This is a genomic window from Lysinibacillus sp. OL1, from assembly GCF_004332175.1.
GTDB lineage: Bacteria > Bacillota > Bacilli > Bacillales_A > Planococcaceae > Lysinibacillus > Lysinibacillus capsici.
On sequence record NZ_SJDS01000013.1, the window covers coordinates 110,184 to 136,939 of the forward strand.

The 26,756-nt window shown below is 34.2% G+C and carries 27 protein-coding genes; all 27 read right to left on the bottom strand.

What is annotated here, in order from left to right; all coding sequences use genetic code 11:
* Window positions 1-130: 130 nt before the first annotated feature.
* A complete protein-coding gene (gene secA / locus EW028_RS20135) occupies window positions 131-2,641 on the bottom strand; it encodes a preprotein translocase subunit SecA (RefSeq protein WP_066036288.1) in 2,511 nt (836 codons plus the stop codon).
* Window positions 2,642-2,785: 144 nt separating this feature from the next.
* Window positions 2,786-3,337, bottom strand: coding sequence for a ribosome hibernation-promoting factor, HPF/YfiA family (hpf, locus tag EW028_RS20140; protein WP_131522093.1), 552 nt, complete (start codon window positions 3,335-3,337; stop codon window positions 2,786-2,788).
* Window positions 3,338-3,427: 90 nt separating this feature from the next.
* Window positions 3,428-3,811: a PilZ domain-containing protein gene (locus EW028_RS20145; protein ID WP_048392058.1), complete on the bottom strand. Its 384-nt coding sequence runs from the start codon at window positions 3,809-3,811 to the stop codon at window positions 3,428-3,430.
* 180 nt (window positions 3,812-3,991) lie between these two features.
* Complete coding sequence (gene fliS / locus EW028_RS20150; RefSeq protein WP_131522094.1) at window positions 3,992-4,402, bottom strand: flagellar export chaperone FliS; 411 nt, start codon at window positions 4,400-4,402, stop codon at window positions 3,992-3,994.
* A gap of 276 nt (window positions 4,403-4,678) precedes the next feature.
* Window positions 4,679-5,044 (bottom strand): flagellar protein FliT, encoded by a 366-nt coding sequence (gene fliT, locus EW028_RS20155; RefSeq protein WP_131522095.1) that lies wholly within the window; start codon window positions 5,042-5,044, stop codon window positions 4,679-4,681.
* 35 nt (window positions 5,045-5,079) lie between these two features.
* The gene (gene fliD / locus EW028_RS20160; protein WP_193767417.1) at window positions 5,080-6,633 is read right to left on the bottom strand and encodes a flagellar filament capping protein FliD; all 1,554 of its coding nucleotides are present in this window, start codon (window positions 6,631-6,633) and stop codon (window positions 5,080-5,082) included.
* Between the two features lie 30 nt (window positions 6,634-6,663).
* Window positions 6,664-7,038, bottom strand: a complete 375-nt coding sequence (locus tag EW028_RS20165) for a flagellar protein FlaG (RefSeq protein ID WP_131522097.1) — start codon at window positions 7,036-7,038, stop codon at window positions 6,664-6,666.
* A 102-nt stretch (window positions 7,039-7,140) separates the two neighbouring features.
* Window positions 7,141-7,830, bottom strand: a complete 690-nt coding sequence (locus EW028_RS20170) for an acylneuraminate cytidylyltransferase family protein (protein ID WP_131522098.1) — start codon at window positions 7,828-7,830, stop codon at window positions 7,141-7,143.
* A complete protein-coding gene (locus EW028_RS20175) occupies window positions 7,820-8,872 on the bottom strand; it encodes a nucleotidyltransferase family protein (protein WP_131522099.1) in 1,053 nt (350 codons plus the stop codon). Before EW028_RS20175 ends, EW028_RS20170 begins: the two co-directional genes overlap by 11 nt.
* A gap of 5 nt (window positions 8,873-8,877) precedes the next feature.
* The gene (locus tag EW028_RS20180; RefSeq protein ID WP_131522100.1) at window positions 8,878-9,501 is read right to left on the bottom strand and encodes an acetyltransferase; all 624 of its coding nucleotides are present in this window, start codon (window positions 9,499-9,501) and stop codon (window positions 8,878-8,880) included.
* Complete coding sequence (gene neuB, locus EW028_RS20185) at window positions 9,494-10,567, bottom strand: N-acetylneuraminate synthase (protein WP_131522101.1); 1,074 nt, start codon at window positions 10,565-10,567, stop codon at window positions 9,494-9,496. The genes EW028_RS20180 and neuB overlap by 8 nt, the downstream gene beginning before the upstream one ends.
* Window positions 10,564-11,235, bottom strand: coding sequence for a PIG-L deacetylase family protein (locus EW028_RS20190; RefSeq protein WP_131522102.1), 672 nt, complete (start codon window positions 11,233-11,235; stop codon window positions 10,564-10,566). Before EW028_RS20190 ends, neuB begins: the two co-directional genes overlap by 4 nt.
* A gap of 13 nt (window positions 11,236-11,248) precedes the next feature.
* The gene (gene neuC / locus EW028_RS20195) at window positions 11,249-12,409 is read right to left on the bottom strand and encodes a UDP-N-acetylglucosamine 2-epimerase (protein WP_131522103.1); all 1,161 of its coding nucleotides are present in this window, start codon (window positions 12,407-12,409) and stop codon (window positions 11,249-11,251) included.
* 168 nt (window positions 12,410-12,577) lie between these two features.
* Window positions 12,578-13,606, bottom strand: coding sequence for a DegT/DnrJ/EryC1/StrS family aminotransferase (locus EW028_RS20200; protein WP_193767418.1), 1,029 nt, complete (start codon window positions 13,604-13,606; stop codon window positions 12,578-12,580).
* A gap of 28 nt (window positions 13,607-13,634) precedes the next feature.
* Window positions 13,635-14,279 carry a class I SAM-dependent methyltransferase gene (locus EW028_RS20205; protein ID WP_193767419.1) on the bottom strand — a complete coding sequence of 215 codons (645 nt, stop codon included), beginning with the start codon at window positions 14,277-14,279 and terminating at the stop codon, window positions 13,635-13,637.
* Window positions 14,280-14,286: 7 nt separating this feature from the next.
* On the bottom strand, window positions 14,287-14,973 hold the full coding sequence (locus tag EW028_RS20210) for a WbqC family protein (RefSeq protein WP_193767420.1): 687 nt from the start codon (window positions 14,971-14,973) through the stop codon (window positions 14,287-14,289).
* Window positions 14,963-16,306 (bottom strand): NAD(P)-binding protein, encoded by a 1,344-nt coding sequence (locus EW028_RS20215; protein ID WP_131522107.1) that lies wholly within the window; start codon window positions 16,304-16,306, stop codon window positions 14,963-14,965. The genes EW028_RS20210 and EW028_RS20215 overlap by 11 nt, the downstream gene beginning before the upstream one ends.
* A 19-nt stretch (window positions 16,307-16,325) precedes the next feature.
* Window positions 16,326-17,489, bottom strand: a complete 1,164-nt coding sequence (locus EW028_RS20220) for a LegC family aminotransferase (protein WP_131522108.1) — start codon at window positions 17,487-17,489, stop codon at window positions 16,326-16,328.
* Window positions 17,486-18,484, bottom strand: coding sequence for an NAD-dependent 4,6-dehydratase LegB (locus EW028_RS20225; RefSeq protein ID WP_131522109.1), 999 nt, complete (start codon window positions 18,482-18,484; stop codon window positions 17,486-17,488). Before EW028_RS20225 ends, EW028_RS20220 begins: the two co-directional genes overlap by 4 nt.
* 17 nt (window positions 18,485-18,501) lie before the next feature.
* Window positions 18,502-18,837, bottom strand: coding sequence for a DUF8042 domain-containing protein (locus EW028_RS20230; RefSeq protein WP_131522110.1), 336 nt, complete (start codon window positions 18,835-18,837; stop codon window positions 18,502-18,504).
* Window positions 18,834-21,722 (bottom strand): DUF2920 family protein, encoded by a 2,889-nt coding sequence (locus EW028_RS20235; protein WP_131522111.1) that lies wholly within the window; start codon window positions 21,720-21,722, stop codon window positions 18,834-18,836. The genes EW028_RS20230 and EW028_RS20235 overlap by 4 nt, the downstream gene beginning before the upstream one ends.
* A gap of 143 nt (window positions 21,723-21,865) precedes the next feature.
* Entirely contained in the window at window positions 21,866-23,104 is a 1,239-nt protein-coding gene (locus EW028_RS20240) for a flagellin N-terminal helical domain-containing protein (RefSeq protein WP_131522112.1), read from the bottom strand.
* A 248-nt stretch (window positions 23,105-23,352) separates the two neighbouring features.
* Entirely contained in the window at window positions 23,353-24,504 is a 1,152-nt protein-coding gene (gene fliB / locus EW028_RS20245; protein ID WP_131522113.1) for a flagellin lysine-N-methylase, read from the bottom strand.
* A 140-nt stretch (window positions 24,505-24,644) separates the two neighbouring features.
* The gene (csrA, locus tag EW028_RS20250; protein ID WP_131522114.1) at window positions 24,645-24,866 is read right to left on the bottom strand and encodes a carbon storage regulator CsrA; all 222 of its coding nucleotides are present in this window, start codon (window positions 24,864-24,866) and stop codon (window positions 24,645-24,647) included.
* The gene (fliW, locus tag EW028_RS20255) at window positions 24,866-25,309 is read right to left on the bottom strand and encodes a flagellar assembly protein FliW (RefSeq protein WP_131522115.1); all 444 of its coding nucleotides are present in this window, start codon (window positions 25,307-25,309) and stop codon (window positions 24,866-24,868) included. Before fliW ends, csrA begins: the two co-directional genes overlap by 1 nt.
* Window positions 25,310-25,333: 24 nt before the next feature.
* Entirely contained in the window at window positions 25,334-25,900 is a 567-nt protein-coding gene (locus EW028_RS20260) for a DUF6470 family protein (protein ID WP_131522116.1), read from the bottom strand.
* A 93-nt stretch (window positions 25,901-25,993) separates the two neighbouring features.
* On the bottom strand, window positions 25,994-26,756 hold a 763-nt coding region (locus EW028_RS20265), incomplete at its 5' end, for a flagellin N-terminal helical domain-containing protein (protein WP_131522117.1).

The window sequence follows — 26,756 nt, forward strand, 5'->3', positions numbered from 1 at the left end:
TTGTATACCCATATTTTTCAATTGTCTATAAATTCTGACTTTTTTTACTAAAATTTCTTCATTTTTGAGTTATTTTAAAAAAGAAAAAATCATTTCAACACGTAGTTAAAATGATTTTTTCACCTAGATATTATTGAGCTGTGCCATGACAGTTTTTAAATTTCTTGCCGCTACCACATGGACATAAATCATTACGGCCAATGTTTTCAGCTTTACGTACTGGTTGCTTTTTCGGCGCAGAGCCACCTTCTTCTTTTGGATTAACAGCCTGCCCCTTCGCCACCTCTTCACGCTCCAGATTATTGCGGATTTCTGCTTTCATCGCATATTTCGCAACATCCTCACGAATAGAGGCTACCATATCCTCAAACATTGCAAAGCCCTCTTGTTGATATTCGCGAAGAGGATCGTTTTGACCATAAGCACGCAGATGGATACCTTGACGTAGTTGATCCATTGCATCAATATGATCAATCCATTTTGTATCGATTGATCGTAATAAAATAACCTTTTCAAACTCACGCATACGTTCTGGTGTCAGTTCTGCCTCTTTTTCATCATAACGAACATGAACAGCATCAGAGATTAACTGATTAATATCTTCAGCAGACTTGCCTTGGAAATCAGATACTTTAAGTTGACCTTCCTCTAAAAGATTAGCCGCTACAAAGTCTTCAATAGCCTTTAGGTTCCAATCCTTCTGTTCACCTTGAGTATACAGGCTAACAACATTATCGATTGTTTCTTGAATCATAGACTCAACAAGCACACGCATATTTTCTGTTTCAAGCACATCATAACGCTCTTTATATATAATCTCACGTTGCTGACGTAATACATCGTCATATTGTAATAATCGTTTACGCGCATCAAAGTTATTACCTTCGACACGTTTCTGCGCTGATTCTACAGCTCTCGACACAACTTTAGATTGCAATGGCTGGGAATCATCCATACCTAACCGCATCATCATCGACTTCATATTATCAGAGCCAAAACGACGCATTAAATCATCCTCTAGGGATAGGTAGAATTGTGTAACCCCTGGATTCCCTTGACGACCAGAACGTCCACGAAGCTGATTATCAATACGACGTGATTCATGTCGCTCTGTACCAATTACCGCTAAACCGCCAATTTCAAGTACTCCTTCGCCAGGTTTAATATCTGTACCACGTCCAGCCATGTTTGTTGCAATTGTCACTGCACCCTTTGTACCAGCGTTCGCAATGATTTCAGCTTCACGTTCATGATTTTTCGCATTTAATACATTATGAGGAATTTTATGTTTATCCAATAGTTTAGAAATAATCTCAGACGTTTCAATAGCAACTGTACCAACAAGAACAGGTTGACCAGCTCTATGACGCTCTGCGATATCAGCAGCAACTGCTTTATATTTCCCTTCCATCGTTGCAAAAATCAAGTCAGCACGATCATCACGAGCAATCGGTTTATTCGTCGGAATAGCGACAACATTCATATTGTAAATATTACGGAATTCCTCTTCCTCTGTTTTCGCTGTACCTGTCATCCCTGCAAGCTTTTGATACATACGGAAGTAGTTTTGGAAGGTAATTGTCGCCATAGTCATCGATTCATTTTGAATCTCAACGCCTTCTTTAGCTTCAATTGCTTGGTGTAAGCCATCAGAATAACGACGACCCTTCATTAAACGACCAGTAAAGCCATCAACAATCACAATTTCGCCATCCTGCACAACATAATCGACATCATTATGCATACTAACATGCGCCTTTAATGATTGATTGATCGCATGATTTAAACGAACATGTGTCAAATCAAATAGATTATCAATGCCGAATGCTTTTTCTGCTTTTTCCACACCTGCATCTGTTAACGTAACACCTTTTGTTGACTCTTCATACGTATAGTCTGTCTCTGCATTTAACATACGTACAAACGCATTCGACTGTTTATAAAGCTGTGCTGATTTCCCAGCTTGACCCGAAATAATTAATGGCGTACGCGCTTCATCAATTAAGATCGAGTCCACCTCATCAATGACAGCATAGTGCAATGGACGTTGGACACGTTCCTCTTTGTAAAGCACCATGTTATCACGTAAGTAGTCAAATCCTAGCTCATTGTTTGTACTATACGTAATATCAGCCTCATAAGCAGTTCGTTTTTCATCTTTTGAAAGGCTATTCAGATTAAGCCCAACAGATAAGCCTAAGAAATTATAAAGTTGTCCCATTTCAGCAGCATCACGACTCGCTAGGTATTCGTTGACTGTTACAACATGTACACCTTTACCAGTGATGGCATTTAAATAAACAGCCATTGTCGCTGTTAAAGTTTTACCTTCCCCGGTTTTCATCTCTGCGATATTCCCCTCATCAAGAGCAGCAGCCCCCATGATTTGAACGCGGAATGGGTACATCTCTAATACACGTTTTGCCGCTTCTCGACAAACAGCAAAAGCTTCAGCACGAATCGACTCTAAATGCTCACCCTCAGCATAACGCTTTTTAAATTCATCTGTTTTCGCTTGTAATTGATCATCTGAAAGCTGTTCCATTTGAGAAGCGAAACGCTCAACTTGGTCAGCGATTTTTTCTAATTTTTTTAGCTCACGTTTATTGAAATCAAATAATTTATTTAATAGGTTTGCCATGAATGTTTTTCACTTCCTATATAGATTCAACTTTCATTTTACCATTGTGTAACAGTTTCATGCAAACTGTCACCCCAGCTACATATGATTGTCATACCAAAAAAAGGCCCTCGCCATCGCGAGAGCCTTCGTCATCATGAAGTTTTAAGTTGTTTCAATTAAGCCATATTTTCCATCTTTACGTTTATATACAATATTTGTTCCGTTCGATTCAGCATCGGTAAAGACATAGAAATCATGTCCAAGCATATTCATTTGTAGAACTGCCTCTTCTTGATCCATCGGTTTTAAATCAAATTGCTTTGTACGAACAATTGAGTATTCTTCTTCCTCTGTCACAGCATCAGCGGCTGCTTGAGTAGTAGCAAAATAAAGGCCTGCACCTTCACGCTCGCGGAATTTACGGTTTACTTTTGTTTTATGCTTGCGGATCTGACGCTCTAATTTATCAACAATTAGATCAACAGCAGCATACATATCATTATGACGCTCTTCAGCACGAAGAGTTAGGTTCTTCATTGGAATAGTGACTTCCACTTTCGTTTGTTTGTCATTGTAAACCTTTAAATTGACATTAGCGTTGGCATTAACATCTTCGTTAAAATAGCGTTCAACTTTATCGATTTTGTTCTCAACATACTCTCGAATAGCTGGAGTTACCTCAATATTTTCACCACGAATGTTAAAGTTTAACATGTAAACTCCTCCTTTATAACTGCTATACTATCTATTTCTACACAAGTGTGTGAAATTCCTCTAAAATCATTCTTTTTTTTACAAAAATTTTTATAAATTATTATTTTGTTTTTTCGCTTCTGCTGCTTCCTTTTTTCGTCGAAGCTTTAGTTCTTCAACAATCAAATCTTCCACGGGTCCTTGATTATTGAAATAGATGCCATATTGCTTGCCACTCCCAAATGGACGACTCCAAATCACTTCTCCATACGCTCGTACTTCTTGTGTATCAAGCACAAAATGGATATCTAGTGGAGGAGGATTTATACCTAAATCCACTTCCGTAAACATCTTTAATCCACGTGGACTTATATCCAACAAGTCAGCCATAGCCGTTTGTCCATGATTGACCTTTCCATTCTCATAAATAGCAAAAGTTATTTGAATAGGCTCCTTAAATTTAAATCGGAAACCTTCTTGACGCTTAAAGATCATATTCCCACCCCAGTACTCTTTTAAACATGTTTATTGCTTTGATTATGCCATGATACCCAACTAACAGCCACAGGGAATAAGTAACATATTTTACCTTTGAATAGCCTAATTTATGACTATTTCATGATAATAGCGATTAACAAAAAAGAGACCATCACTTTCGATGGTCTCTAATTGTGTCTAAATTTGTCCGCTGTTTCCCTGACCAAATTGCTGTTGTCGATTAATGCGAATAACTTCCTTCCACGTATCGCGAAATTCTGTCACAAATCCTTCCACTTCTTCAATAATGGCTACATCATCTAGCATATTAGCTTCCATTAAACGTTGGTTCATATATTCATATAATGCTAACATATTTTTTGAAATAGCATAATCCATGTTTAATGTCACTATTAACTCTTGAATAATAGCTTGCGCTTTTTGAATATTGGTATTTTTAGCTTGAATCTTTTTTTCCTGAGTAGCTATCTTAGCCAGATGTAAAAACTTCAAGCAACCATTATAAAGCATCAGTGTTAGTTCTCCTGGAGAAGCAGTAGAAACCGTATTTTGTTTATAGGCATTTTGCGCCGATAAATTAGCTGACATACAAGGTCAACCCCTTTTTTAGAATATATTCACATTTATTTTTACGAATATTATCATAATATATCACAAAACTCTCCCATTAAGTCTTTACTTTTTTGAGAATAATGAAATGACTGTAAGATATAAATTCATTAAACATTGATTTGTACAACTTGCACTTATCCCTATCTATACTTCATCAATTTCCTTATCTAAATTCAGTGATTATATGATTTTGGTTATCTAAATGTTATGTGTGATTATTCAAAAGTAAGTCACATCACATCTTTAAATTTACTAATTTTTTTTATCATAATACATCCCATCCATTACTCGCACACTTGCAAAAGGATTATAATATTGTGATTCATTTTTTTTAGCTTTTTGTAGATTTGTTAAATCCTTCTTAATAGAATTTATTACAATCTCCAATCTTTCTTTAATTCCATTATCTAATTCTAGTAATTTACAATGAATACGATTTTGCTTGTCAAAGCGAAAACCACCTTCTTGTTGTACTAACATTTCTATAATAATTTTACGTTGATCCAGAAGCTCATGTATCTGGGCAATATATTCATCACGTTCTTCACTAATTAGTGTATCGTCTAAAACTTTATATAAGTTCGTCGATACTTGTAATAGTTGTTCTACTAGTTGCATAGTACACCTCTATTTCACTTAATGACGACTCTTATTTACCTTTGCATAAAAATACTTGATTGTTCACTGGCTTTGTTCATTGCTTGCTCCATAGCTGTGAATTGTTTCCAATACATTTGTTCAATCGTTTCTAATCTTCTTTTTAAATTATCCATTCGCTCAGTTGTTGCTTTCAAATCTCGACCAATACTAAATTTTTCATCAGCCATGTTTGCTCGTCCAGCTTTATCCTCAATAGCAAGTTTAAAACCTTCCAATGAATCACGTAGTTTTTTAACAAAGCCACGTGTATCTGTTGTAATGGTCTCCTCTACACCAGTATCTGGGTTCACTTTTGTCACAGTACCATTTTTATTCCCAGTACTTGTAAGGAGCTGCTCAACAGCATCTGGATTTTCTGTTAAGGCTTGACGCAATTTCTCCTCATTAATCTCAATCATACCACCATCGTTATAATTTTGAGTTGTAGTAATCCCAATTTTATAAAGGGTGTTATAGTTTGTATCCTCTACTGCAGGATTAGACTGGTAGAGTAAAGAACGCATATTAGATAAACCATCGCGCAAAATACTATCTCTACTTAGTAAACCACTTTTCGCTTTTTCATCCCAAAGTTTTACTTCACTCTCAGACAGCTCTTTCCTTTGTTCATCTGTTAGTGGTGGATAATCTCGGTATCTTGTTTCATTTGTTTGATCCATTAAGTCTTTGACAAACCCGTTATAGGTTTTCACAAAATCTTTCACCTTATCTACCATCTCATCTACATTGCTTGTCGCAGTGATTGTAACAGCAGGACCTTGGTCAAATTTCTCCTTTAATGTAATGTTAAAACCAGAAATGGAGAAGGTGTTGGATGTACGTTCCGTTTCGATACCATTAACTGTGAAAACAGCATTTTGTCCCGCTGTTGCACTAGCTTTTTTACTTATATCTGGATTAGCAAAATCAGCTGCTGAAAATCCTAGAGCATCTGCACCGACAAGCTCGATTTCCTCCCCATTTATTACATCACCTGTATTTTTAGCGGTAAAGGAGAATCGGCCATTTTCAAAAATGGCTGTCACACCAGCATTACTAGTATTAACTTTATTAATAAACTGATCCACTGTCATATCTTCTATAATGCTAATTTTTGTAGCTTCTTTTGCAAGTGTCCCATTATTTTGAATCGCTTTAATATCAATCGTTGAACTAGTTACACCCAAATCGCTTAATTTTGTTGAGCCAGTTGCTGTTTCAGTTTTTACTGTTTTTGCTCCTACTAGACGACCTGCAGTTGCTAATTGTTTTACTTCTTCAATACTTATTGTACCTGACGCACTTCCAGTTGCTTTAGCATCGACTAAATTAGAGTTAGAACTAGAAGCCGTCTTGCTATTAAGTTCCTTTAACACTAAATTGTCAGCCATATACGTATCAAATGCTCTGATTTTTGTATTAACAGCTCGGTAAGCATCACGTTGCCATTCCCCTATTTGCTTATTTTGAAATAGTCTGTCTAATGGTGCTCGTTGTGTTCTCATCATTTTTTGTACAAGTCCATCAATATCCATTCCCGAGACCAAACCGCCAATTCGATTTACCATAATCATTTTCCTCCTTAATATTGAATACGTTTAGATTTTTTCGTCTACTATCAACCCAAGCATCTTTTGCATTTCATAAAAGGCATCTAATAACTTTTTAGGTGGAATCTCTTTTACAACCTGATCCGTTTCCTTATTTACAACCGTTACATAAAAGCGATCTAACCCTTCATGATAAACAAATTTTGCCGTATTGCTGTTTGCCTCCAACACATTATTCATCGTATCAACTGCTTGTTGTAGTTTTTCTTTTGAAATTTCTTTTTCTTCTACAGTAACTAACGCTGTTTCTCCACTTGGTGTTGAACTTATATGAGTATAATCGGTAGATGTTATTTTCTCTGATGCTTTGGTTGGAGTTACGTTGCCTCCTTCTGTAGGCTGCCCTTGCGATGTAATACGCATTGAATTCACCTCACATATATATTTTTTTACTTGCTTCTATTATCGGAAGTAATTTCTATAAGTTTTACGTATTTTGTAAAACAACTAAAATTCCCGTTATTTTCAAGAAGCATCATTATTATCGGCTAGTAAATATTCACATATTTTAAAATCAGTAATGGTGTCAATATCAAAGGATTTTTCTTGAGGCATTATATATCCAATTGTACGTTCATTTAAAAAAGACTTCTCGATTAATAACGCATCTGTTTTTGCCACATAAACAGCGCCATTTAAAGCATATACTACTGGCAGATCTTGACGTCTTGTTTTCATCTGCTCTTGCTGCATAAGAGGATACATCCTATCATCCTTCATTGTATACATCCAATAAGGGGATTTGGCTGCCTCTGTGACTGATACACAAAAATCCGCTCTATTTTCTATTAATTTTTGAATACAGCCATCTATATCTTCTGTTGTTCTAAGTGGGGATGTTGGTTGTAATAAAACAATATAGTCAAAATCTCCACATTGTTCAATTGCATGCATAATCACATCCATACCCAATGAATGATCTTGTGCTAATTCTTTTGGACGTATAAATGGCACATCACAGCCATATTGTTTGGCTACTTCTATAATTTCTAGATCTTCTGATGATAAAATCACTTGACTAATATACTTCGACTGTTTTGCCGCTTCAATTGTCCAAACAATCAACGGCTTTCCAGCAAGCTTTTTCACATTTTTACGTGGTAATCCTTTAGAACCACCACGCGCAGGAATAATAGCTAATATTTTAGGCTTCATTAGATAACTCCTTTAATTCATTCTTTGCTCTATGGAAGTCGTCTATTCTTCCAATATCCAACCAGTATTCACGAATAGGGAATACTGCTACATTTTTCTCTGCTGCAATTAATTCCTCAAAAAGCGTTGGCATATCATAAAACTCATTTTGTGGAATATAGTCAAATACCTCTGGATTTAGTACATAGATACCTGCATTAACAAAGCTGCGTTGAATCGGCTTTTCTTTGATTCCTACTAGATGTACTCCATCTGTTTCAATGACGCCATATGGCACTTGATACTCATATTCTCTTACACACATAGTTGCTATGGTTTGATGTTCTTTATGAAATTCCATTAATTGATCAAAATTAATTTGTGTAAGTAAATCACCATTCATCACGAAAAATGGCTCTGTTGGTCGTTGTTCGAGTAAGGATAGAGCCCCAGCTGTCCCCATTCGCTTCTCTTCTTCAATATAATCAATTGTTACATCCAAAGCATCACCATTTTGAAAATACTCTTGGATGATTTCCTTTTTATAATTGACTGAAAAAATAAAATGTGTATAGCCAAACTGCTTAAAGCCTTCAACAATTGTTTCTACAATAGGTTTATTTCCTATTTTCAACATGGGTTTAGGAACCTCATTTGTCAATGGTCTCAACCTTGTTCCTAATCCACCCAACATTAATATAACTGTATTTTTATTTGCCGATTGGTCTAAATTATCAATAAATAAAATATCAATTATTTGGTTGTTTTTATTTACTATGGGGAGTTGTTTTAATTTCTTTGACTTCATGAATTGTTTAAGACGATAAGGCTTTTGCCCCATTTGTGCACTAACTGGACTCGCATTCATAATTGATGAGATAGGCACTTCAAGCCCTTCCCCCCGTAAGATACCTCGACGAATATCACCATCTGTCACTGTCCCCAATAAACGTCGCTTCTCATCGACAACTACTGCAAATTGTAATGAAGAATTATCAATTATTTTCATTGTTTCCAATAAAGTCTGATCTGGAGTAACTATTATTGTTTGCCACTGTTTCATCTCAATCACACTTCCTTTGCAGGTATACCTACCGCCTTTTTATTATCTGTTATATGTTTCACAACAACAGCACCCGCACCTATTAAACAATCCACTCCAATATTCATACCTTGTATAATCGTTGCACCTGTTCCAATATGTGTACCGTTTTGTATATGTACCTGACCTGATATATTGACACCAGGCGCAATATGTACATGTGCCCCAATCTGACAATCATGGTCAATTAATGCACCTGTATTTATAATACTATTATCGGCTATTATCGTATTTGTTTGAATAATCACTCCTGCCATAATTTGAACCCCCTGCCCTAATTGGACAGAGGGCGCTATAATAGCTGATGGGTGAATAAGAGTTGTAAATTGAAAGCCCATTTTTTGAAAGTGGTGAAAGATTTTTTTTCGTAAGGGGGAGGGGCGAATCATGCCAATTCCTAACACTAGCTCAATCTCTGGTCGCTGGTAATTTTGGATAACATCATCTGTACCTAAATAAGGTAAATTAAAGTCATTTTGCTCCCTCTGAGGGGCAGTAAAACCAATAATATTAATAGATTTAGTTAGCAAAATTTCTGTTAAAACAGAGGCATGTCCACCATTTCCTATGATAATAACCTGTTTATTCATCTATCAATTCATCCTCGTGATAAGACTTTATAGCTATTTTCCCAATATATGACCAATACTTTGAAGGAGCAATACCGCTGCCTGGTCTTTTGATAGTTAAATTATCTTTCGTAAAAATCTCACCTGCTTTAATGGACGTTTTAGCGACTAAACTTTTTCTTGCAGGTAGACGATTTTGAAGTTCGATTGGTGTCGGTCTTTTTATCCCATCTCCTAAAGCAACCTCTATATCCCTTATTCTCTGAATCATATCCTTTAACTCTGCTGGATTTAAAGAAGCAATATGGTCAGGCCCTTCTAATGCTTTATCTAATGTAAAGTGCTTTTCAATGACTGTTGCTCCCATACTAACAGCGCCAATAGGAATATGAATTCCTTCTGAGTGATCTGAAAAGCCAATCGGTAATTGGAATGTTTTCCACATCTCCTGCATAGCATTCAAATTAATGGATGTTACTGGAGTAGGGTATTGAGTAGTGCAATGTAATAGAGTTATATATTTTTTCAGGACTTCTTGCGCTTCTACTGTTTGATAAAAAGCTTGAACTTGTTCTACCTCAACAGGTTCTTGGGATCTAGCTAAACCAAAGGCAAGAAATGCTAATGCCTCATGAATTTCATCAATCGTGGCCATACCCGTTGATAAAATAATAGTTTTTTGTTTAGTTGCAATATAGTGAATAAACGGTGCATTGGTTAATTCACCAGAAGGGATTTTAATTGTATCCATATGTAATTCATCTAGCAAAAAATCGACACTATCAAAGTCAAAAGGTGTCGATAAAAATGTAATGTTCTCTATTTGACAAAAAGCCTGTAATTCCTTAAATTCATCATATGAAAGTTCTAGCTTTTTCAACATCTCAAATTGGGATGTCGCCTCACCTAAATTATCTACTTGATAATCCGCCTGCTCTGCTTGTTTTGTCACCAAATTTGCAGCCCTAAAAGTTTGAAATTTAACAGCATCTGCACCAGCTTCTTTTGCTACTTTAACAAGCTCCTTTGCCATTTCCAGTGAGCCATTATGATTTACTCCTGCTTCTGCAATAATATACGTTTTCATAAATCTCGCTCCTTTAATAACATAAATGCCTCTGCTGCTTCAAAACCGCTTGCTGCTCCCCGTACATGCGCCATGGAACGTATTGCCTTCTCACTACGTGGAAATGGAAACTCACTTATCTCCGATTCATAAATATTCATAATTTCTATTTTTTTATCTAAATATGCTTCAATATTAACAAATACATTTGGCCTGAAAGTATTTGCATCTGGATTAATTGTAAAATCAGTTTCAGATAAAGTTTCATAAGCTAAAACCTTTTCAACAGTTGGGTATCTAAACCATTTTGTACATGCCATTGTAGCGTCAAATACAGCTTTATGATCTGAATGAATATCTGCTCGATATGGAACGTAAATAATCTGTGCCTTAGTTAGTTTTATAACGTTACCAATAGAATCTACTAAGTCACCAATTGGTACTCTATCCAACTCAGCTGTGGGAAATTTTAAATGATGAACACTATCAAACACAAATTCTCTTGATACTTTATCAATTTCTTCTTCACGTTTTTTTATTTTTTTTTCTGAAAAACCCTGCTCTTGCAATATATGAGTCATAATTAACCAATGAACCTTATCTTCTCCTGCTTTATGTCGCAAAATTGTTCCCCCACAACCCAATACCTCATCATCAGGATGCGGTGCTACTATTAATATGTTTTTCATAGTCCCCCCCATACTAATACTCCATTTTCTTTGCTAATACTACTTCACGATTAGGCAATTTTTTTATGATTTCTACACATTTTTGTGCCATATAACCATCTCCATAAATATCTTTACTTCCTACTATCTCTTCTTTATATGTCGAATTCTTTAATGCTCTATCTAACGCTCTTTTTATTTCATTCTTATCAGCGTTTACAAATTGTACATTTTTCCCAGATAATCTACCTACTTGTCTTTCTCCTATATTAATTGCAGGCAAACATAGATATGGTGCTTCATGTAACCCTAATGATGAATTTCCGACTAAGACTTGTGCATTTCTCAATAAATTGACAAATAAAACCCGATCTAAATTTTTATAGGTGATTATTTTCCCTTTTTCTTCATATTTATTAATCACTTTAATTAAGCTATCAAAACCAGGATCGCTATTCGGATAACCAACATAAATTGCTAAATTTTCTTCTATTAATGTTTCAAATATCTGTTCTAGTTCATGTGCTCCTTCATTTACCTGTGAATTTAATGGATGATGAATTACAACTGCATATGAATCTAATACTCTTTCACCCAATGCTTTAACTAATTCTTTTTTAGTTAGTATTGGTGTCACTCGAATTCTATCAATACCGCCACTTCCTACAGTATGCACACGCCAAGATTCTTCACCTAACTTTAGTATACGTGTTGTATGTTCTTCTCTCATTGTAAAGTGGATATGGCTTAATTTTGTTGTCGCATGGCGAACCTGTTCGTCAACATTTCCTCCTATTGGATTTGTATGATCTCCTCCAGCCAAATGAATTATTGGTATATTCATATAACTAGCAACTATTGCACCTACAATTGCTTCCTCCCTATCCCCTAATACCATTAGAAAATCTGGATTCTCTCTTTCTAATGTTTGTGTCATAGATTGCATTAAAATTGCTGCTGACTTAGCTTTTGCATTTAAACTATCTGAATACAGCAAATTATAGATACGTTCCACAATTGGTAGATTATCTTTTTCAATTTGCTTGACAGAAAAATTATGAAGGGGAGAAAGATGAGCACCAGCTACTATAATACCCAATTCTAACTCTTTATCCTCATCTATTGCTTTTAAAAGTGGATATAATAAATCATATTCTGACCTAATGCCCGTTAATGCTAATATTTTTTTCTTCAAACCTTTTCACCTAACATTTATTTATTTTTTAATATAATATTTTAATCTAGATGATTCATCAATTTGTTTGATATTTATCAGAAAAGCTAACAAATTGATGATCTTAAAGAAATATTAATAGATCAGCTTTTCCCTATAGTTTTATAAACATCAGAGAATTGATCATGTTTACTCAATCACTTTACATATTTTTCTAGATATAGACTCTGCTTGTTCAAAGGAAATTGATTCATGGAGAGGAATAGAAAGAATATGTTCTTTCCACCACTTGGAATTATCGAAATTCCCCTCAATTTCAAATAAATCACTCAACAAATGCGATCCTAATGGCACTACTGTTATCCCTTCTTTTTGTAATAATTCCCCTATTTTACTCGCATTAGGTTTATCCAAAATAATTTGGTAACGAAAAGGGACATTCGAAAGTAGTCGGCTTTTTTCGAAATACTTATCATATATTTGGGATAATTCCCCTCTATATTTTATAATTTCATCATATCTTTTAATTTGCTCTATTAACATAGCAGATTGAAAATCGGAAACATCCGAATGAATTCGAAATGGCAACGTTTCTTTCAGTTTCTTATTATTTTCCATAACCGAATGTTCCACATCTAAAAAAGTAGTAACTCGATTATAAATTTCATTTATATTAGTAACTATCGCACCAGCATAACCAATGGTTACCATTTTAGTTGGAGAAAATGAATAAACTCCTATATCAGCCCATGTTTCATTTTGCTTAGAAAAGCTTTGGGCATTATCCACTATAAATTTCACATTAGGGAATTTAACTTTATCAATATTAGCTTTTATTCCAAACATATTTGGTACGATAATATATTCTGTCAAACTTTGTTCTAATAAAGATTTTGTAGAAAGGATTGGATACTCATTATCAACATCAATTACATGAGGAATTGCTCCTATCGATTTAATTGCATAATAAACCGAAGGACAAGTAATATTAGGTATAGTAACTACTTTTTTATCTGTTACTCCAATTGCGATTAGTGCACTTTGCAATGCTACAAAACCTGATGACATCAACTTAGAATATTTAGTTGATGCAAATTGAGCAAACCTTTTTTCTGCTTCTAAAGTAATTCCTCTTCTTGAAAACTCTCCATTTTGCAATGCTTCATAAGCTTTATCTATAACATTTTTATCATAACTTGGAAAACTATGACTGATCAAGATATCCCTCCTTTGTTATAGAAGATTTTTAATTTTTATATGTAACTATCCAATGTCTTGATATAGAATTTCCGAAATCATAATAATATTCACCAATATCTATTATTTTATCCTCAAACAATAGCTGTAAATCACCTTTATCAACAATTATACACGTAGCCCCTTCTTGACTAGGGACTTTTGATGTATATTCATAATCTCCTATTCTATCACTCATTACATGGCTGATATCTCTAACAGCAGTCATAGTTCCTAAAAATAATCCTCCTGGTTTTAATACTCTATTTATCTCACTCATTGCTTTTTTAAATGTATCTAAATTATTATATACAAGAACCTGCCATGCCACTACCATATCAAAATGATTGTCTTCAAAAGGTAACCTACCATCTTCTATTTTTAATAGTTCAGCTGTTAATGAATTTTCTGCTAACTTTTTTTGTACTATACTAATTGCACTCTCACTAACCTCAACTCCAAAAACTTCACAATTTTGCTTAGCCATATGTATTAAATTGGCCCCAGCTCCGAAACCATAATCTAATATAGTCCCTATTTTATTATTTACAAAGTTTTTGTTAAATAGACGAACAAACATTTCATTAGGATACTCTAAATTAGATAACCCTTTAGAGTATATTTCTTCCCAAATTTCCTTATTTCTATTATTCATAATAAAATTACCTCTTTTCAAAATATTCTTGTATTTCATTTTGGTCTACATTCAGTAGAAAATCTAAAACCGATAAATTTCCAATAAACGGATTACATATTTGTTTATAAATCGGAGGGATTGACTCTATATACTCTATTTTTATTCCATTTTCCTCAAATTTTCTCTCATCTAAATATTCTTTACTTCCTAATCCAGATAGATAGGTGTTTGCATCAAATAACTTACAAATCTCTAAAACTAAATCTCCTTTTGTATTAGATAAATCTAAATCTGATGCTTTAATAATTTTTGTTTCAATTTTAAGCTTATCCAAAAAAAATTCTAATAAATCTAAATTGATATCATTTAATTTTTGATAATCCGAAGAATAAATTTTAAACAACTGTTCCTTATAAAGTTCCCAATTTAAAGTTTTACAATAACTTTGCTCTATCATTTTCCAATGTTTTCTTAAAATCTGTCTATCTGTAATCATTTTAGTATTTATATTTTCATTTAGTTTTTTATTAACGGGGATAGTAATCCAAAAATCACCATTTTTATTTCGAATTTTATTTCTATTTTGGACTCCATTTTTCTGAAATTGAACATTATCCAATAAAATAAAATAGTCTGACATATATATTTTCTTAAAGTAAGGAGCCCAAGGTAAATATTGACTTTGATGTATTGATATTTTCTTATTTCTCAAGCTTGGATAACTCCTCATAAGCTTCAGTTAATGTATCTACCATGAAAAAACTTTCCCCTTTAGCTTTTCCTAATAAAATAACATCAACTATATTATCATTTATTGCTTTTTGCTGATTTTTCATTTCCTTAACGTACTGTTCTGTTATTATAGGAAATCCATTCATAATTTCTTCTTTTTCAAAACTGATGACTGTAAAACTTGGATCTATTACACCCATTTTACATAATTCTTCAATAATTCCTTCTTCGTCTATAGTTTCATCTTTATCTAAAAAAGCCTCTACTGTACAATTGTATATCTCTATTTCCGATAACGTTTTCGTTAAGTTAGGATATAAAGTTATTCTGTAACTTTTCATTTTCGAGTCAAAACAATATAAATAATGATTTTCCACATTAAAATTTTTATTGAAAATAATATTACAAAGAACTAATTTCTTAAATTCTGGTTTATATGTTTCAACCTTTATATCTAATAACTTTATTAATTCATAAGGCGTAACCGTCCATATAATTTTATTTGGATTCAATATTTCTTGATTACTCAACTCTAATTCTGAAATTTTGCTGTTCTGTGTTTTTATGTTTGTAACTTTACAATCTGTAAATATTTCTATTCCAATTTTTGACGCATATTCTGCCATATCTTTTATCCATATACCAATTCCTTTATTATTCTTTGGATAAAATTTTATATTTTTAGAGTAGTTCTCACTGTATTGAGGAAATGCAATTTTGCTATCAATTTTACTAGACATTTTTAATTCTCTAGTTAAATTATAATCACCGACAATTAATCTACTAATATCAAAAATTTTATATGCTTTTGTATGTAATTGATCTAGTTCTTTGCCAGTTAATTTTTTCATTAAAGGTCTATAAATAGAATTAGTATATCCTTTTCCATAAACTTTCTTTAAATATTTTTCTAAATTTTCCTCTTCGTAAGAAGTACTTTCTCCATTTAATAAATCTATTATTCCTTTTAAATATTCCTCTTCTAATAATCTTAGTGTATTTGGATAGCCACTTTCTGCATAATAACTATCTAAAAAGTAATTTCCAACACTCAATTTATCTAAATATTCCCATTCATCTTGTGACATATTATTAAATAAAATTTCATCAATTTCTGAAATTAATGTTTCACATGGGATATGTGTACCATAATCAAAGTTAATTCTATTTTTGTCTGCTTTAGATTTTAACAATCCTCCTAGTTCCGTTTCTCTTTCTACCAAAACTACTCTGTTGTAATATTTTTTTAAATATATTGCTGAAAATATTCCAACTATTCCTCCGCCTACAACTAATACCTCGTTACTGCTCATATTTTTCTCCTTTCTTAAATCACTTGCTTTTGCTCATTTTTAAAGGTGTACTTGGTAAATTAATAACTTTTTGTTTTAACTGCTCTGTCACCGATAAATCCATTCTTGGACATTTCCTATACATCTCGAGCTCATGCATTGGTGTCCAAATTGGTCGACTCATCACACCTTGCTCATTAAAAAAGCTTAATACGTCATTGCAATTATATTGCTCACCTAATAAAATTACTTGTAGCCAATAATTACTACGTGTGTTATTAGGCTCTTTCAACAATCGAATACCATCAATAGAGATAAGTAACCTTTCATAAATTGTTGCTAAATTACGCTTTTGCTCTAAGAATTCATTCATTTTCTCAAGTTGCGCACAGCCTAAAGCAGCATTAATATTAGGCATTCGATAATTATAACCAATTTCATCATGGATAAATTCCCAACGATGTGGCACCTTCGCTGTTGTTGTCAAATGTTTGGCGTAATCTGCCAATGTTTCATTATCTGTTAAAATCGCACCACCGCCACCAGTTGTAATGATTTTATTACCGTTAAAACTCATAGCACTTACTTTACCAAATGTCCCAGTATGTTGCCCTTTATAATAACTACCTAATGACTCTGCTGCATCCTCCACAAGAACAAGCTTATACTTCTCACATAAAACAACAAGTTCATCCATCATACATGGATGCCCAAACGTATGCATAGGTACTAGTGCCTTAATGCGGCGATTTGTTTGCTTATTATATAGTTCACCATTTCGCAACTCAGCCATTTCCATAAGATAAGCTTCTAGCTTCAGCGGATCAACACCTAATGTTTCTTCATTTACATCAACAAAATGAGGCACTGCCTGTAAATACGATACTGCATTAGCTGTGGCGATAAAAGTTAACGAAGGCATTAATACTTCATCGTTAGCTTCTACGCCTACTATTTTCAAAGCAATATGTAGAGCGGCTGTTCCATTGACAACAGCTACAGCACGCTTTACACCGACAAATTTCGCCAAATCTTCTTCAAAGCGCGTTACATAAGAGCCTACTGAGGATACCCATCCTGTTTTCACACAATCTGTAACATAATCTACTTCTTTTTCGTTAAATGTTGGTTCGTGTAATGCAACAAAATCCTTACCATATAGTTTTTTGATATTTTCAACAAACTCTATCCATTGTTTATTCATATATTATAAACATCTGCCTTATATTGAGATAAATTTTTCGGATTTGTAAACCATTCGATCGTTTCCTCCAAACCTTTACGTAAACCAGCTTTTCCACCATATTGAGGTTGCCAATTCAGTAACGCCTTCGCCTTTTTATTTTCTGCCCACAGACGCTCTACTTCACTTTTCTCAGGACGCAGCCTTTGTTCATCTGTCTCAATCGTTAATTTAACGCCCATAATATCTGCAATCATTTCAGCTGTTTCCCCAATTGAAACTTCGTAGTTAGAGCCAATATTGATTACTTCACCAATTGAGTTCTCAGAATTCATAACTGAGATAAAGCCTTGTACTGTATCCTTCACATAATTGAAATCACGTGTTGGACTAATTGCACCTAATTTTATCGTTGTCTGTCCGCTTGCCAACTGACTAATAATCGTTGGTATAACTGCCCGTGCTGATTGTCTTGGTCCATATGTATTAAATGGACGAATAATCGACACAGGTGTATCAAATGAACGATAAAAGGATAATGCCATTTGATCTGCCCCAATTTTAGAAGCTGAATAAGGGGATTGCCCTTGTAGCGGATGTTCCTCATCAATTGGTACATATAAGGCTGTTCCATATACTTCACTTGTCGATGTATGTACCACCTTTTCTATATTTAACTCCTTCGCAGCCTGTACAACATTCAATGTACCTGTTACATTTGTATCCACATAAGTAGCTGGTGAATGATAAGAATAGGGAATCGCAATAAGTGCTGCTAAATTGAGCACATGTGTACAGCCCTTCATTGCCTCCTTCACACCGTATGGATCCCGAATATCTCCAGAGAATACGTTAAGTTGTGATTTAATATCTTGCGGCGCTTGGTCAAGCCATCCCCAAGAGTTAAATGAATTGTAGTAAGCAAATGCTCGTACTTCGTGGCCTTCACGTACAAGCTGCTCTGTTAGATGTGAGCCGATGAACCCATCGGCGCCAGTGATTAATATTTTCGCCATAAAAAATCCCCTGCTTATTATTGTATTATTTGCACTTCTTCTTCAAAGAATGGTGTGATTTCATATTCAAATAAATCTGCTACTAACACCCAATCTTTTTTACTCAATCCTTCATTAATTTCTGTTAAAAACATTTGAATTTGCTCTATAGGAAAATTAAGTTCAATATTATGTTCCTTCAACAATGGTTTTAACTCCATCAACCATAACATACCTTCAGAAAAATCTTGAATAGCTAATAGTGCTTTATCATGCTTCCCAGCTGCTAATTGTTCCGCAATATACTGTGCACCGTGGGGGATATTGTAAATATACTCATTATAACTTGCAATCACTTCTTGTAAGTCTGTCATGAATGTGTACCTCTCTCTTCGATTTCTAATAATACTTCTTGTGTATAACGTCTAGCTTTCTGGAATACCACTAATAATTTTTCATATAATGCTTTACTTTGATTATAAACACGCTCATATGTCTGTTCTAGTGTTTCATTTTTTCCTTTTTTAAAATCTTTACGCGTTTCTAAAATAATAAGGTATATGACACTATCTAGAAGTACTTGATCATACAATTCAATTAATTTCTCGTCAATTTTATCTAGCTTTTTGAGAACAGGTTTTGTAAATTGAATGTTAGATTTCTTTTCCCTTAGTATCGTCAGTGCTCTTTGAAGTTGATGTTCCAATTGACGATATACATCCAATTCATCTTCAAAGAATTTTTTTAATTGCGTTAAAGTGACTGTTTGTTTCTCATAGCTGGCATCTTGTGATTCTTTTGCTTGGAAAAGGTCTACATACTCCTGACAAAAATCTTGGAATGTCTTTTGTGGCATTCCATCAATTTTACTGCCACCTTCTGTACAGTTATAAATCACATGATGATCTTTTAGCACTTCATAGATCTCTTCGAATTGCTGACGCATTGAATTAAAAGTTAGGCTTGTATATACTTTATCTCCATTATAACCTTCTACTTCATAAGCATAGTTCCTAATTAACCAATTTTCGTCAATTTCTATATATCCTGCATTGTCTGCTGCATGTGTTTGATTATTCGTATAGGCTAAGTCTTGCCCGATTAATGCAACAGGTCCACTAGAAATAAAGGTAGCTACATGAAGAGCCGTGTGGGCACAGCTTCCTCCATTCAGCATAATCGGTATTTTAATTCCTAATTTTTCTTCACAATAATCTAAAATTGTATCTTCTATGCCCATTCCATAAAAGTATAAATTATCTTTATATTTTTCAGTTATTTTATAATGACTACTTAGCGCAGTAATTAACTTAGTTTGTCCTATTTCCAAGTCTTTAAAATGCAAGTTATAGTTAATTGGTGCACCATCGATTGTAAGTACATAATCGGGTTCAATCCCCGCCGCAAGCAATGATTTTATCGTAGAGCCTGCTGCAATAATGACAACTTGATCAGCGATTTTTTTTAATAGAGGTAATTGTTTTGTCAGTGATGGACCACCAGAAGCAACAATCACCGGTTGAGTATAGCGCTTATGCAAATCATTTAAACTTTCCGCACCATCTAGAAACTGAAGGTTATGGCGCACATTTTGTTGCCAAATATCACTAAAGAAACTAATCGTATTCCTTCTCATTTGATCAACTAAGTAACTTTCTTTCACAATCAAGTTCACATTGCGCTGTTCCATCGGAAATAATTTATCATAATTAGGCGAACAAATTAATTTCATATTCGTATCATATTCATCATGATAAGCTCTCACTTGTTCCTGGAACAGCTTTTTATTAGAAATCACTGTAACACCTTCAACAGTCATCGTCTTTTCGATTCCGCTCATGGCAGGTTCAAAAACAAGTAAAGGAGCATCTTCCAATTTAGCTTTCAATGCTTGTGCAAGATAACCATAACCATAACCAAATAACACATGCAAATAGCCTTCTTCAAATTCTTTTTCGGCTATTTTGTTTGCTTCTTTTTTAGGGTCATACTTACTATGTAACAAATAACCACCTAGAACAATCGTCGGCAAACCTGTTTTTGTTTCGATATAGTCAATTGTCGGTTGCTGTTGCTTCATTTCGGCTATAATGTTGCGTGATTTCAATGAGTAGTCTTGCAAAGTCTTTGTATTTCGGTTCGTTTGTCTTGCCAACTCGTCTGGTGCTACATCTACTTTCACATATCCATCTTCCAGCTGAAAGAGCGGTAATCCATTACAATAATCTACATGGATTTTCGTATTGGCACTCGTAACTGTATAACATAGTTCGCGTTCATTTTTATTATGATGTTGCGGTTGCATTTTTAGTACATATTTAACAAGTTCGATAAAGTCTGCATCCATTCCATGATTTGTCGATTTAAATATCACATTATCTACTTTTGCACTATCGATGATTTCAAATTGAACATGGTGTAGCTTGCTTAAACTTGCCTTCTTATCTTCTACATCCACTAAATTATCTGTTGTACCAATTGCTGAATAAATAAATGCGCTATTTTCAAAGTTTTTATAAAGTTGATGTAGCGTTAATGCTTCTCGATCTTCGATAATGTTACTTGCTAAGTAATTGAAATAAACTTGTAATTTTTGTGTGTACAAACATCTCGTATATTCTAAATAAACAGGCGAAATCCAAGCTGCTATATCAATAATATGAGAAAATAAATGTGGTGCTAAGCGATTGCTAAGGTGCAATAAATATGCACCTTGTGATTGTCCAAAGCCGATTATGCGCTGTTCGTTATAATGAAAGTCATTTTTATTTAAAATAAGTTTAATTGCTTCAATAGCGGTAATAATATCGATTGCTTGCATATAACTCATATCAGCAAATTCATCTAAAGTTTCATCTAACTTTGCGTAAACTGGGAACTCTTCCTCTTTATTTTGCAGTAATGGTAATAAATTAGATGAATCTTTTTGAATTTGCGAAATTTCATCTTCTGAAAATATCTTAGCTAAAAAAGATGTTTCATCATTAAACGTAAAATTACTGACTCCTTGCATAAAACGATTCCCAAAATAATCACATTGTACAGTAACAACGTTATATAAATCAGCAAATTGACTACGCATTTTTTTGTAAACATTTGAATCGACATGCCCCCCAAAACCAGGTACAAAAATAAATAATCCCGTCTCTTCGTTTGTTCCCTTTTCAGGTATTGCAAATTCAATCCTTAACTCTCTTTTGCTATAGCCATTCCATATTGTATGGTGTGCAGGAATAATGATTGATTCTAAATGTGCCACTTTTTTCTCTTCTCCTTCACATTCCTAATTCTTTATTTATATATATTGATGAATTGTCTTTATTTTGCTTCTTTATGTATATCGGTCATTTTCTATGGAAATAAAGAAAAAAGCCTTCAAAAAGAAGACTTTTTCTATGTTTTTTATTGTAATAATTGAAGAACACCTTGTGGTTGTTGGTTAGCTTGCGCAAGCATAGATTGTGCTGCTTGCATTAAGATGTTGTTCTTCGTGAAGCCCATCATCTCTTTTGCCATATCAGCATCACGGATACGAGATTCAGCATCTTGTAAGTTTTCAGCTGATGTACCTAAGTTTTTCACTGTATGTTCTAAACGGTTTTGTACAGCTCCTAGACGTGCACGCTCAACAGATACTTTCGTCACAGCATCATCAATTTTTTTAATTGCTGCATCTGCATCTGCACGAGAAGTAATTTCCATTAAGTTTTTACCTTGGTCATCTGTTAGCTCAAGACCTTTAAGACCCATTTCCGCAATATTTACTTCAATGTTTTGACCTGTGTTTGCACCAATATGGAATTTTTTACCTTGATACGTACCATCTAATAACTTCATGTTATTGAACTCAGTTTGTTCAGCGATACGATCTACTTCGTTACGTAATGCTGATAATTCTTCTTGAATTTTACCTACGTCTTTATTTGCTACAGTATCTTTATTTCCAGCACCTTTACCTGAAATAAGTGTTGCTGATGCTTTAAGGGCAGTAGCTGATGCATTAATATTATCAGCTGATGATTTAAGTGTACCTGCAGATTGTTGAAGAACAGCCATCGAACCATTAAGCGTCGCTGCTGAACCGTTAAGTGTCGCTGCTGATGCATCAAGCGCTGCTGCTGATGCAAGGCTTCCAGCTGCTCTTAAAGCGTCTGCTGATGCTTGTTTAACTGTCGCTGATGCTGTTTTTGTTGCTGCTGATGCTGATTTTGTAGTAGCAGACTGTGCTTTACCTGCTGCCGATGCTGATTTACCTGCTGCTGATGCTGTCTTACCTGCTGCTGATGCTGTTTTTGCTGCTGCTGATGCTGCTTTAGTTGCATCATCACCACGTTCATTTGTTTGTGTAGATGCTTGAACAGCTAGTTCACGCATACGTTGTAAAATTGCATGTGTTTCTTCTAATGCACCTTCAGCTGTTTTAATTAATGAAATACCATCTTGTGCGTTTTTAGAAGCCATTTGTAGACCACGGATTTGTCCACGCATTTTTTCAGAAATCGCTAAACCAGCTGCATCATCGCCAGCACGGTTAATACGGAAACCTGAAGATAATTTCTCAAGATGCTTGCTCGTATTTGTCGTATTGTTTGCTAAGTTACGGTGTGCGTTAAACGCTGCAATGTTATTTTGAATTCTCATTTAGAATTCCTCCTTGAATGTTTTTTATACCCACGTCCATGTGGTTTGTCGATGGCAAGTAGTTTTCCAACTTCTTGTATCCAACACTTACTATATCGTCATTTTTTTTTAATGTTTAATCTTTTTTTATATTTTTTCACAACCTATGTTTAGAACTAATTACTTAATTATTTTTTATAAAGAATTGCCTATACTGATTAGTATATGCTTTCTAAGTAGCACAATGAACATTCAAATTACCTTATTCACTAATCTCCTAAAACCTTATTCATAAAGTCTCTAAAAACAGCGTTATTTTCAAGAGTTTTGGTAAAGGATTGGATTAGTTTTATTACCATTTCTTCAGATAATGTTTGATGATAGCCAGCCATACCTATTAAAGTTGCTTTTAGAAATAAAAAGCACATTAATACTTGTGCGTATTCCTTAGCAAATCTTGACGGATTTTGTGGTAAGGTATTTTTAAATAAATAGTTGACTAGATAATTTTCCAATATATGACTATTTTTTTCAAAGAAGGGCTTGTAGTATTCTTGCTCATATTTATTATACAAGGCAACAGATAGCTGCAATGTGTCATCTCCCAATAATTGCAAACCTTCTTTTAGTTCAGTTATACATTCACCAAAACGTGGATTATACAGCTCATAATCTTTTTGGAACTGAACCAGAATGTACGTCATATTAACCATTTCTAAATTACTTGGTAAGTTTGTGTGTAGATTAAGCTGCTCAGAACGATACAAAATCCCCTCATACTCATTAATATATACCGGCAATTTTTGTGCCCATTCAATCTGCGGTGTAGCCTGCATCTTTTCCATAAACATCCCTAACACAAGCAAACGAGACTCGATGGGTGCATAGTGACTTTGTAAAATTTGAATGGCAAACATACGAATATCCCAGAAATGGTTTGGTACTGTTACGTGTGTGAATGGCATTTTTTTATCAAATTGTTCTTCGTGAAAAATAAAGTCTATCCCTTCCGGATTAAGCAATATTAATCTCGCGGCTTCTGGACAAGATACACTTAAATCTTTTTCTACACGGTTTTCTACTTCTGTCATCTGCCGTGGATAGAAAGTACAAGTATTACATAAATAGCTTTCGCCCAGTTCAATATAAATGTTACATAATTTATCTTCATTTAAAAAAGCACAATTCATGTCTTCATCCATTTTTATCTTAGCATAGTTGTTATCTGATGGGTCTGTGCGCTCACGTGTGATATTCATGCGTAAATCATTTGCAATTGATCCACTTGTTACTTTTCTATATTTCTGAAAGGATTTCTTATCCACCTGTACTTTCCATCCTGCACAGCAAGTATCTTCACAGGCTGCACCGACACAAGAAAACTTTTCAAAATAAGTGGGTAGTAATACCTCACGTTTCATTTTGATTTCCTCCCTAAATTACTATATCAATAATTTTGTTTTTTGCTATGTATCGAAAAATTCTTCTGACAACTATATTTTATAGTCTAAAACTAATAGAAAGAGATACCCAAAAAATCTTTCAGGCGTCTCTTATGACTTTATTTATATTTTTTCAATTGTTCCAATATATCCGCTGTCAACACAAGTGCTTCTTTATTTTGTCTTTGAATTTCTCGAAATACTTCTGCGCGATGAATTGTTACTTCTTTTGGTGCTACAATACCTAACTTAATTTGTTCCCCTTCGATTGCTAGTATCTTCACTTCAATCTGTTCGCCAATCATAATCGATTCATTTTTTTTTCTTGATAAAATTAACATTATTTCCCACTTTCCTTTACTACTTTTGGCACCGGATAGCGCAAGGGGTAGTCTGTTTGGTGTAAAACAATTTGTTTTCCTAGCTTTTTCGTAGGGTTCATAACGATTGGCGCTAACAAGTTCAATGTTGAATTTGAGAACGGTTCTTTTAATGTGATAATGACATAACTTAACACATCTTCTTCTTTTTCTAGTTGTAGTTGTTCTTGATCTTCCTGGCTGATATCAAAAATATAATCTGACTTAAATGCATATGGAAAAGCGAGTATGAAACTGATTTCTGCACATTCAGTTGATTGTAACAAAACCAGTGGTAATTCCACATCTAATGATAATAAAGTGAATTTTTTATACTCCTCTAGTCCCATCAAACCTTGCTCAAATGTGAAAATATCTTGTTCTGCAATTTCCACTTCACCTAAAAATTTTGTATCTATTTTCATTCAAAATTTTTCCCCTATCTATTTTTAAAGTATTACATCAATGTCAATACGTGGTCTTTGTATCATTGTTCCTGTTATTTTACCAGGTGTGTAAGCATGTATTACTTTGTTTACTTGTACATTAATTTGTGGATAACGACGTGTAATATTTATGTCTAGTTTGCCAGGGCGATAATTCGTTTTCACTGAACCGACAGAAGGAACAAATTCAATATTATATGGACCTGCTCTTTTTGGACCATGATTTTGTTTAGCGATTTGTTGAATAACAGCGCCTTCTTGACCTTTACCAGCACTTTCTCTCATTTGTCGTCCTTCTTGCATTCGGCGCACAAGACCTTTTGCAGCTTCGTTCTTCCCCTCCTGTGCATAGCGCTCTATCATTTCACCAGTTGGAAAAAAACCTAAATCTCTTCTTGCATCCGAAGAGTCAATTGTCAATTTACCTGGTGTTGTACTCATTTCAAGAATTGCAGCTGGCTGAGAAATAGATAATTCAGCTGAAGGTTGTTTAATGTATTGGATAGGATCCTGTTTTTGCCAATCCATTTGAATATCTGTTGTGCGAATTTGAATTTGTGGCAATTTCATACGCATCACATCTTTCTTAAAATATCTAAATTCATCATTTGAATAATCGATTAATTCATCCTATATTACTTTTTAAAAGAGCTTTAGTCGATTTTATCTAATAAAATCGACTAAAGTCTGCTGAATAATTTTTGCTCCTACGGATAGTGCTGCCTGGTGAATAGATTCTTGTGTTACCATATTGGTAATCGTTTCAGGATATTCTGTATCCTCGTTTAGCGACATTTGCTTTGTGGCATGTTCTTCACCAATTTTCAACCGATTTCCCATCAGTTCAACTCGATTTTGACGTGCTCCAACATCAGCTTGTAGTTTCAATGTCTTTTCATGAACACTATCTAGTGCCGGGATTGTTGCCCCACCACCATCTGTTACTTGTAAGCCAAGTGCTGCGCTCACTTCATCACTTGTTTTAGTATCATCATCTAAAGTAGCTATCACATGAGCCATAAAGTCATCGAGTTCCCCGAATAACTCAGCACCTGGTGTATTCACTGACATTCTAATTCCGTCAAACACATCAATCTCAATATTTTTCTCTTTTCCCAATGTTGTAATAGCTGGATTTTGTGGACTTATTTTATCCGTATAGAGCGGCTGATCTACATGTGTACCTGAAAAAATATAATTCCCAGCAATTTGTGTGTTACCAACATCTCGGAGAGACTCCTTAATTTGTTTCATTTCTGCATTAATTTTTTGACGTTCCTTCCCATTTGTATCATTTGCAGCCTGGACAATCAGTTCCTTGACACGGGTTAATGCAGAACCAACCTCATTAAAAGCTGAGTTAGAATTAATACGAAATGATTTACTATTTAATAAAAAAATATGGTAATAAAACAAGGCGAGGGAT

Coding starts and splice junctions, on each gene's coding strand:
- secA (WP_066036288.1), bottom strand. CDS start 2,641: ATGGCAAACCTATTAAATAAATTATTTGATTTCAATAAACGTGAGCTA.
- hpf (WP_131522093.1), bottom strand. CDS start 3,337: ATGTTAAACTTTAACATTCGTGGTGAAAATATTGAGGTAACTCCAGCT.
- EW028_RS20145 (WP_048392058.1), bottom strand. CDS start 3,811: ATGATCTTTAAGCGTCAAGAAGGTTTCCGATTTAAATTTAAGGAGCCT.
- fliS (WP_131522094.1), bottom strand. CDS start 4,402: ATGTCAGCTAATTTATCGGCGCAAAATGCCTATAAACAAAATACGGTT.
- fliT (WP_131522095.1), bottom strand. CDS start 5,044: ATGCAACTAGTAGAACAACTATTACAAGTATCGACGAACTTATATAAA.
- fliD (WP_193767417.1), bottom strand. CDS start 6,633: ATGGTAAATCGAATTGGCGGTTTGGTCTCGGGAATGGATATTGATGGA.
- EW028_RS20165 (WP_131522097.1), bottom strand. CDS start 7,038: ATGCGTATTACATCGCAAGGGCAGCCTACAGAAGGAGGCAACGTAACT.
- EW028_RS20170 (WP_131522098.1), bottom strand. CDS start 7,830: ATGAAGCCTAAAATATTAGCTATTATTCCTGCGCGTGGTGGTTCTAAA.
- EW028_RS20175 (WP_131522099.1), bottom strand. CDS start 8,872: ATGAAACAGTGGCAAACAATAATAGTTACTCCAGATCAGACTTTATTG.
- EW028_RS20180 (WP_131522100.1), bottom strand. CDS start 9,501: ATGAATAAACAGGTTATTATCATAGGAAATGGTGGACATGCCTCTGTT.
- neuB (WP_131522101.1), bottom strand. CDS start 10,567: ATGAAAACGTATATTATTGCAGAAGCAGGAGTAAATCATAATGGCTCA.
- EW028_RS20190 (WP_131522102.1), bottom strand. CDS start 11,235: ATGAAAAACATATTAATAGTAGCACCGCATCCTGATGATGAGGTATTG.
- EW028_RS20205 (WP_193767419.1), bottom strand. CDS start 14,279: ATGAATAATAGAAATAAGGAAATTTGGGAAGAAATATACTCTAAAGGG.
- EW028_RS20215 (WP_131522107.1), bottom strand. CDS start 16,306: ATGAGCAGTAACGAGGTATTAGTTGTAGGCGGAGGAATAGTTGGAATA.
- EW028_RS20220 (WP_131522108.1), bottom strand. CDS start 17,489: ATGAATAAACAATGGATAGAGTTTGTTGAAAATATCAAAAAACTATAT.
- EW028_RS20225 (WP_131522109.1), bottom strand. CDS start 18,484: ATGGCGAAAATATTAATCACTGGCGCCGATGGGTTCATCGGCTCACAT.
- EW028_RS20230 (WP_131522110.1), bottom strand. CDS start 18,837: ATGACAGACTTACAAGAAGTGATTGCAAGTTATAATGAGTATATTTAC.
- EW028_RS20240 (WP_131522112.1), bottom strand. CDS start 23,104: ATGAGAATTCAAAATAACATTGCAGCGTTTAACGCACACCGTAACTTA.
- fliB (WP_131522113.1), bottom strand. CDS start 24,504: ATGAAACGTGAGGTATTACTACCCACTTATTTTGAAAAGTTTTCTTGT.
- csrA (WP_131522114.1), bottom strand. CDS start 24,866: ATGTTAATTTTATCAAGAAAAAAAAATGAATCGATTATGATTGGCGAA.
- fliW (WP_131522115.1), bottom strand. CDS start 25,309: ATGAAAATAGATACAAAATTTTTAGGTGAAGTGGAAATTGCAGAACAA.
- EW028_RS20260 (WP_131522116.1), bottom strand. CDS start 25,900: ATGAAATTGCCACAAATTCAAATTCGCACAACAGATATTCAAATGGAT.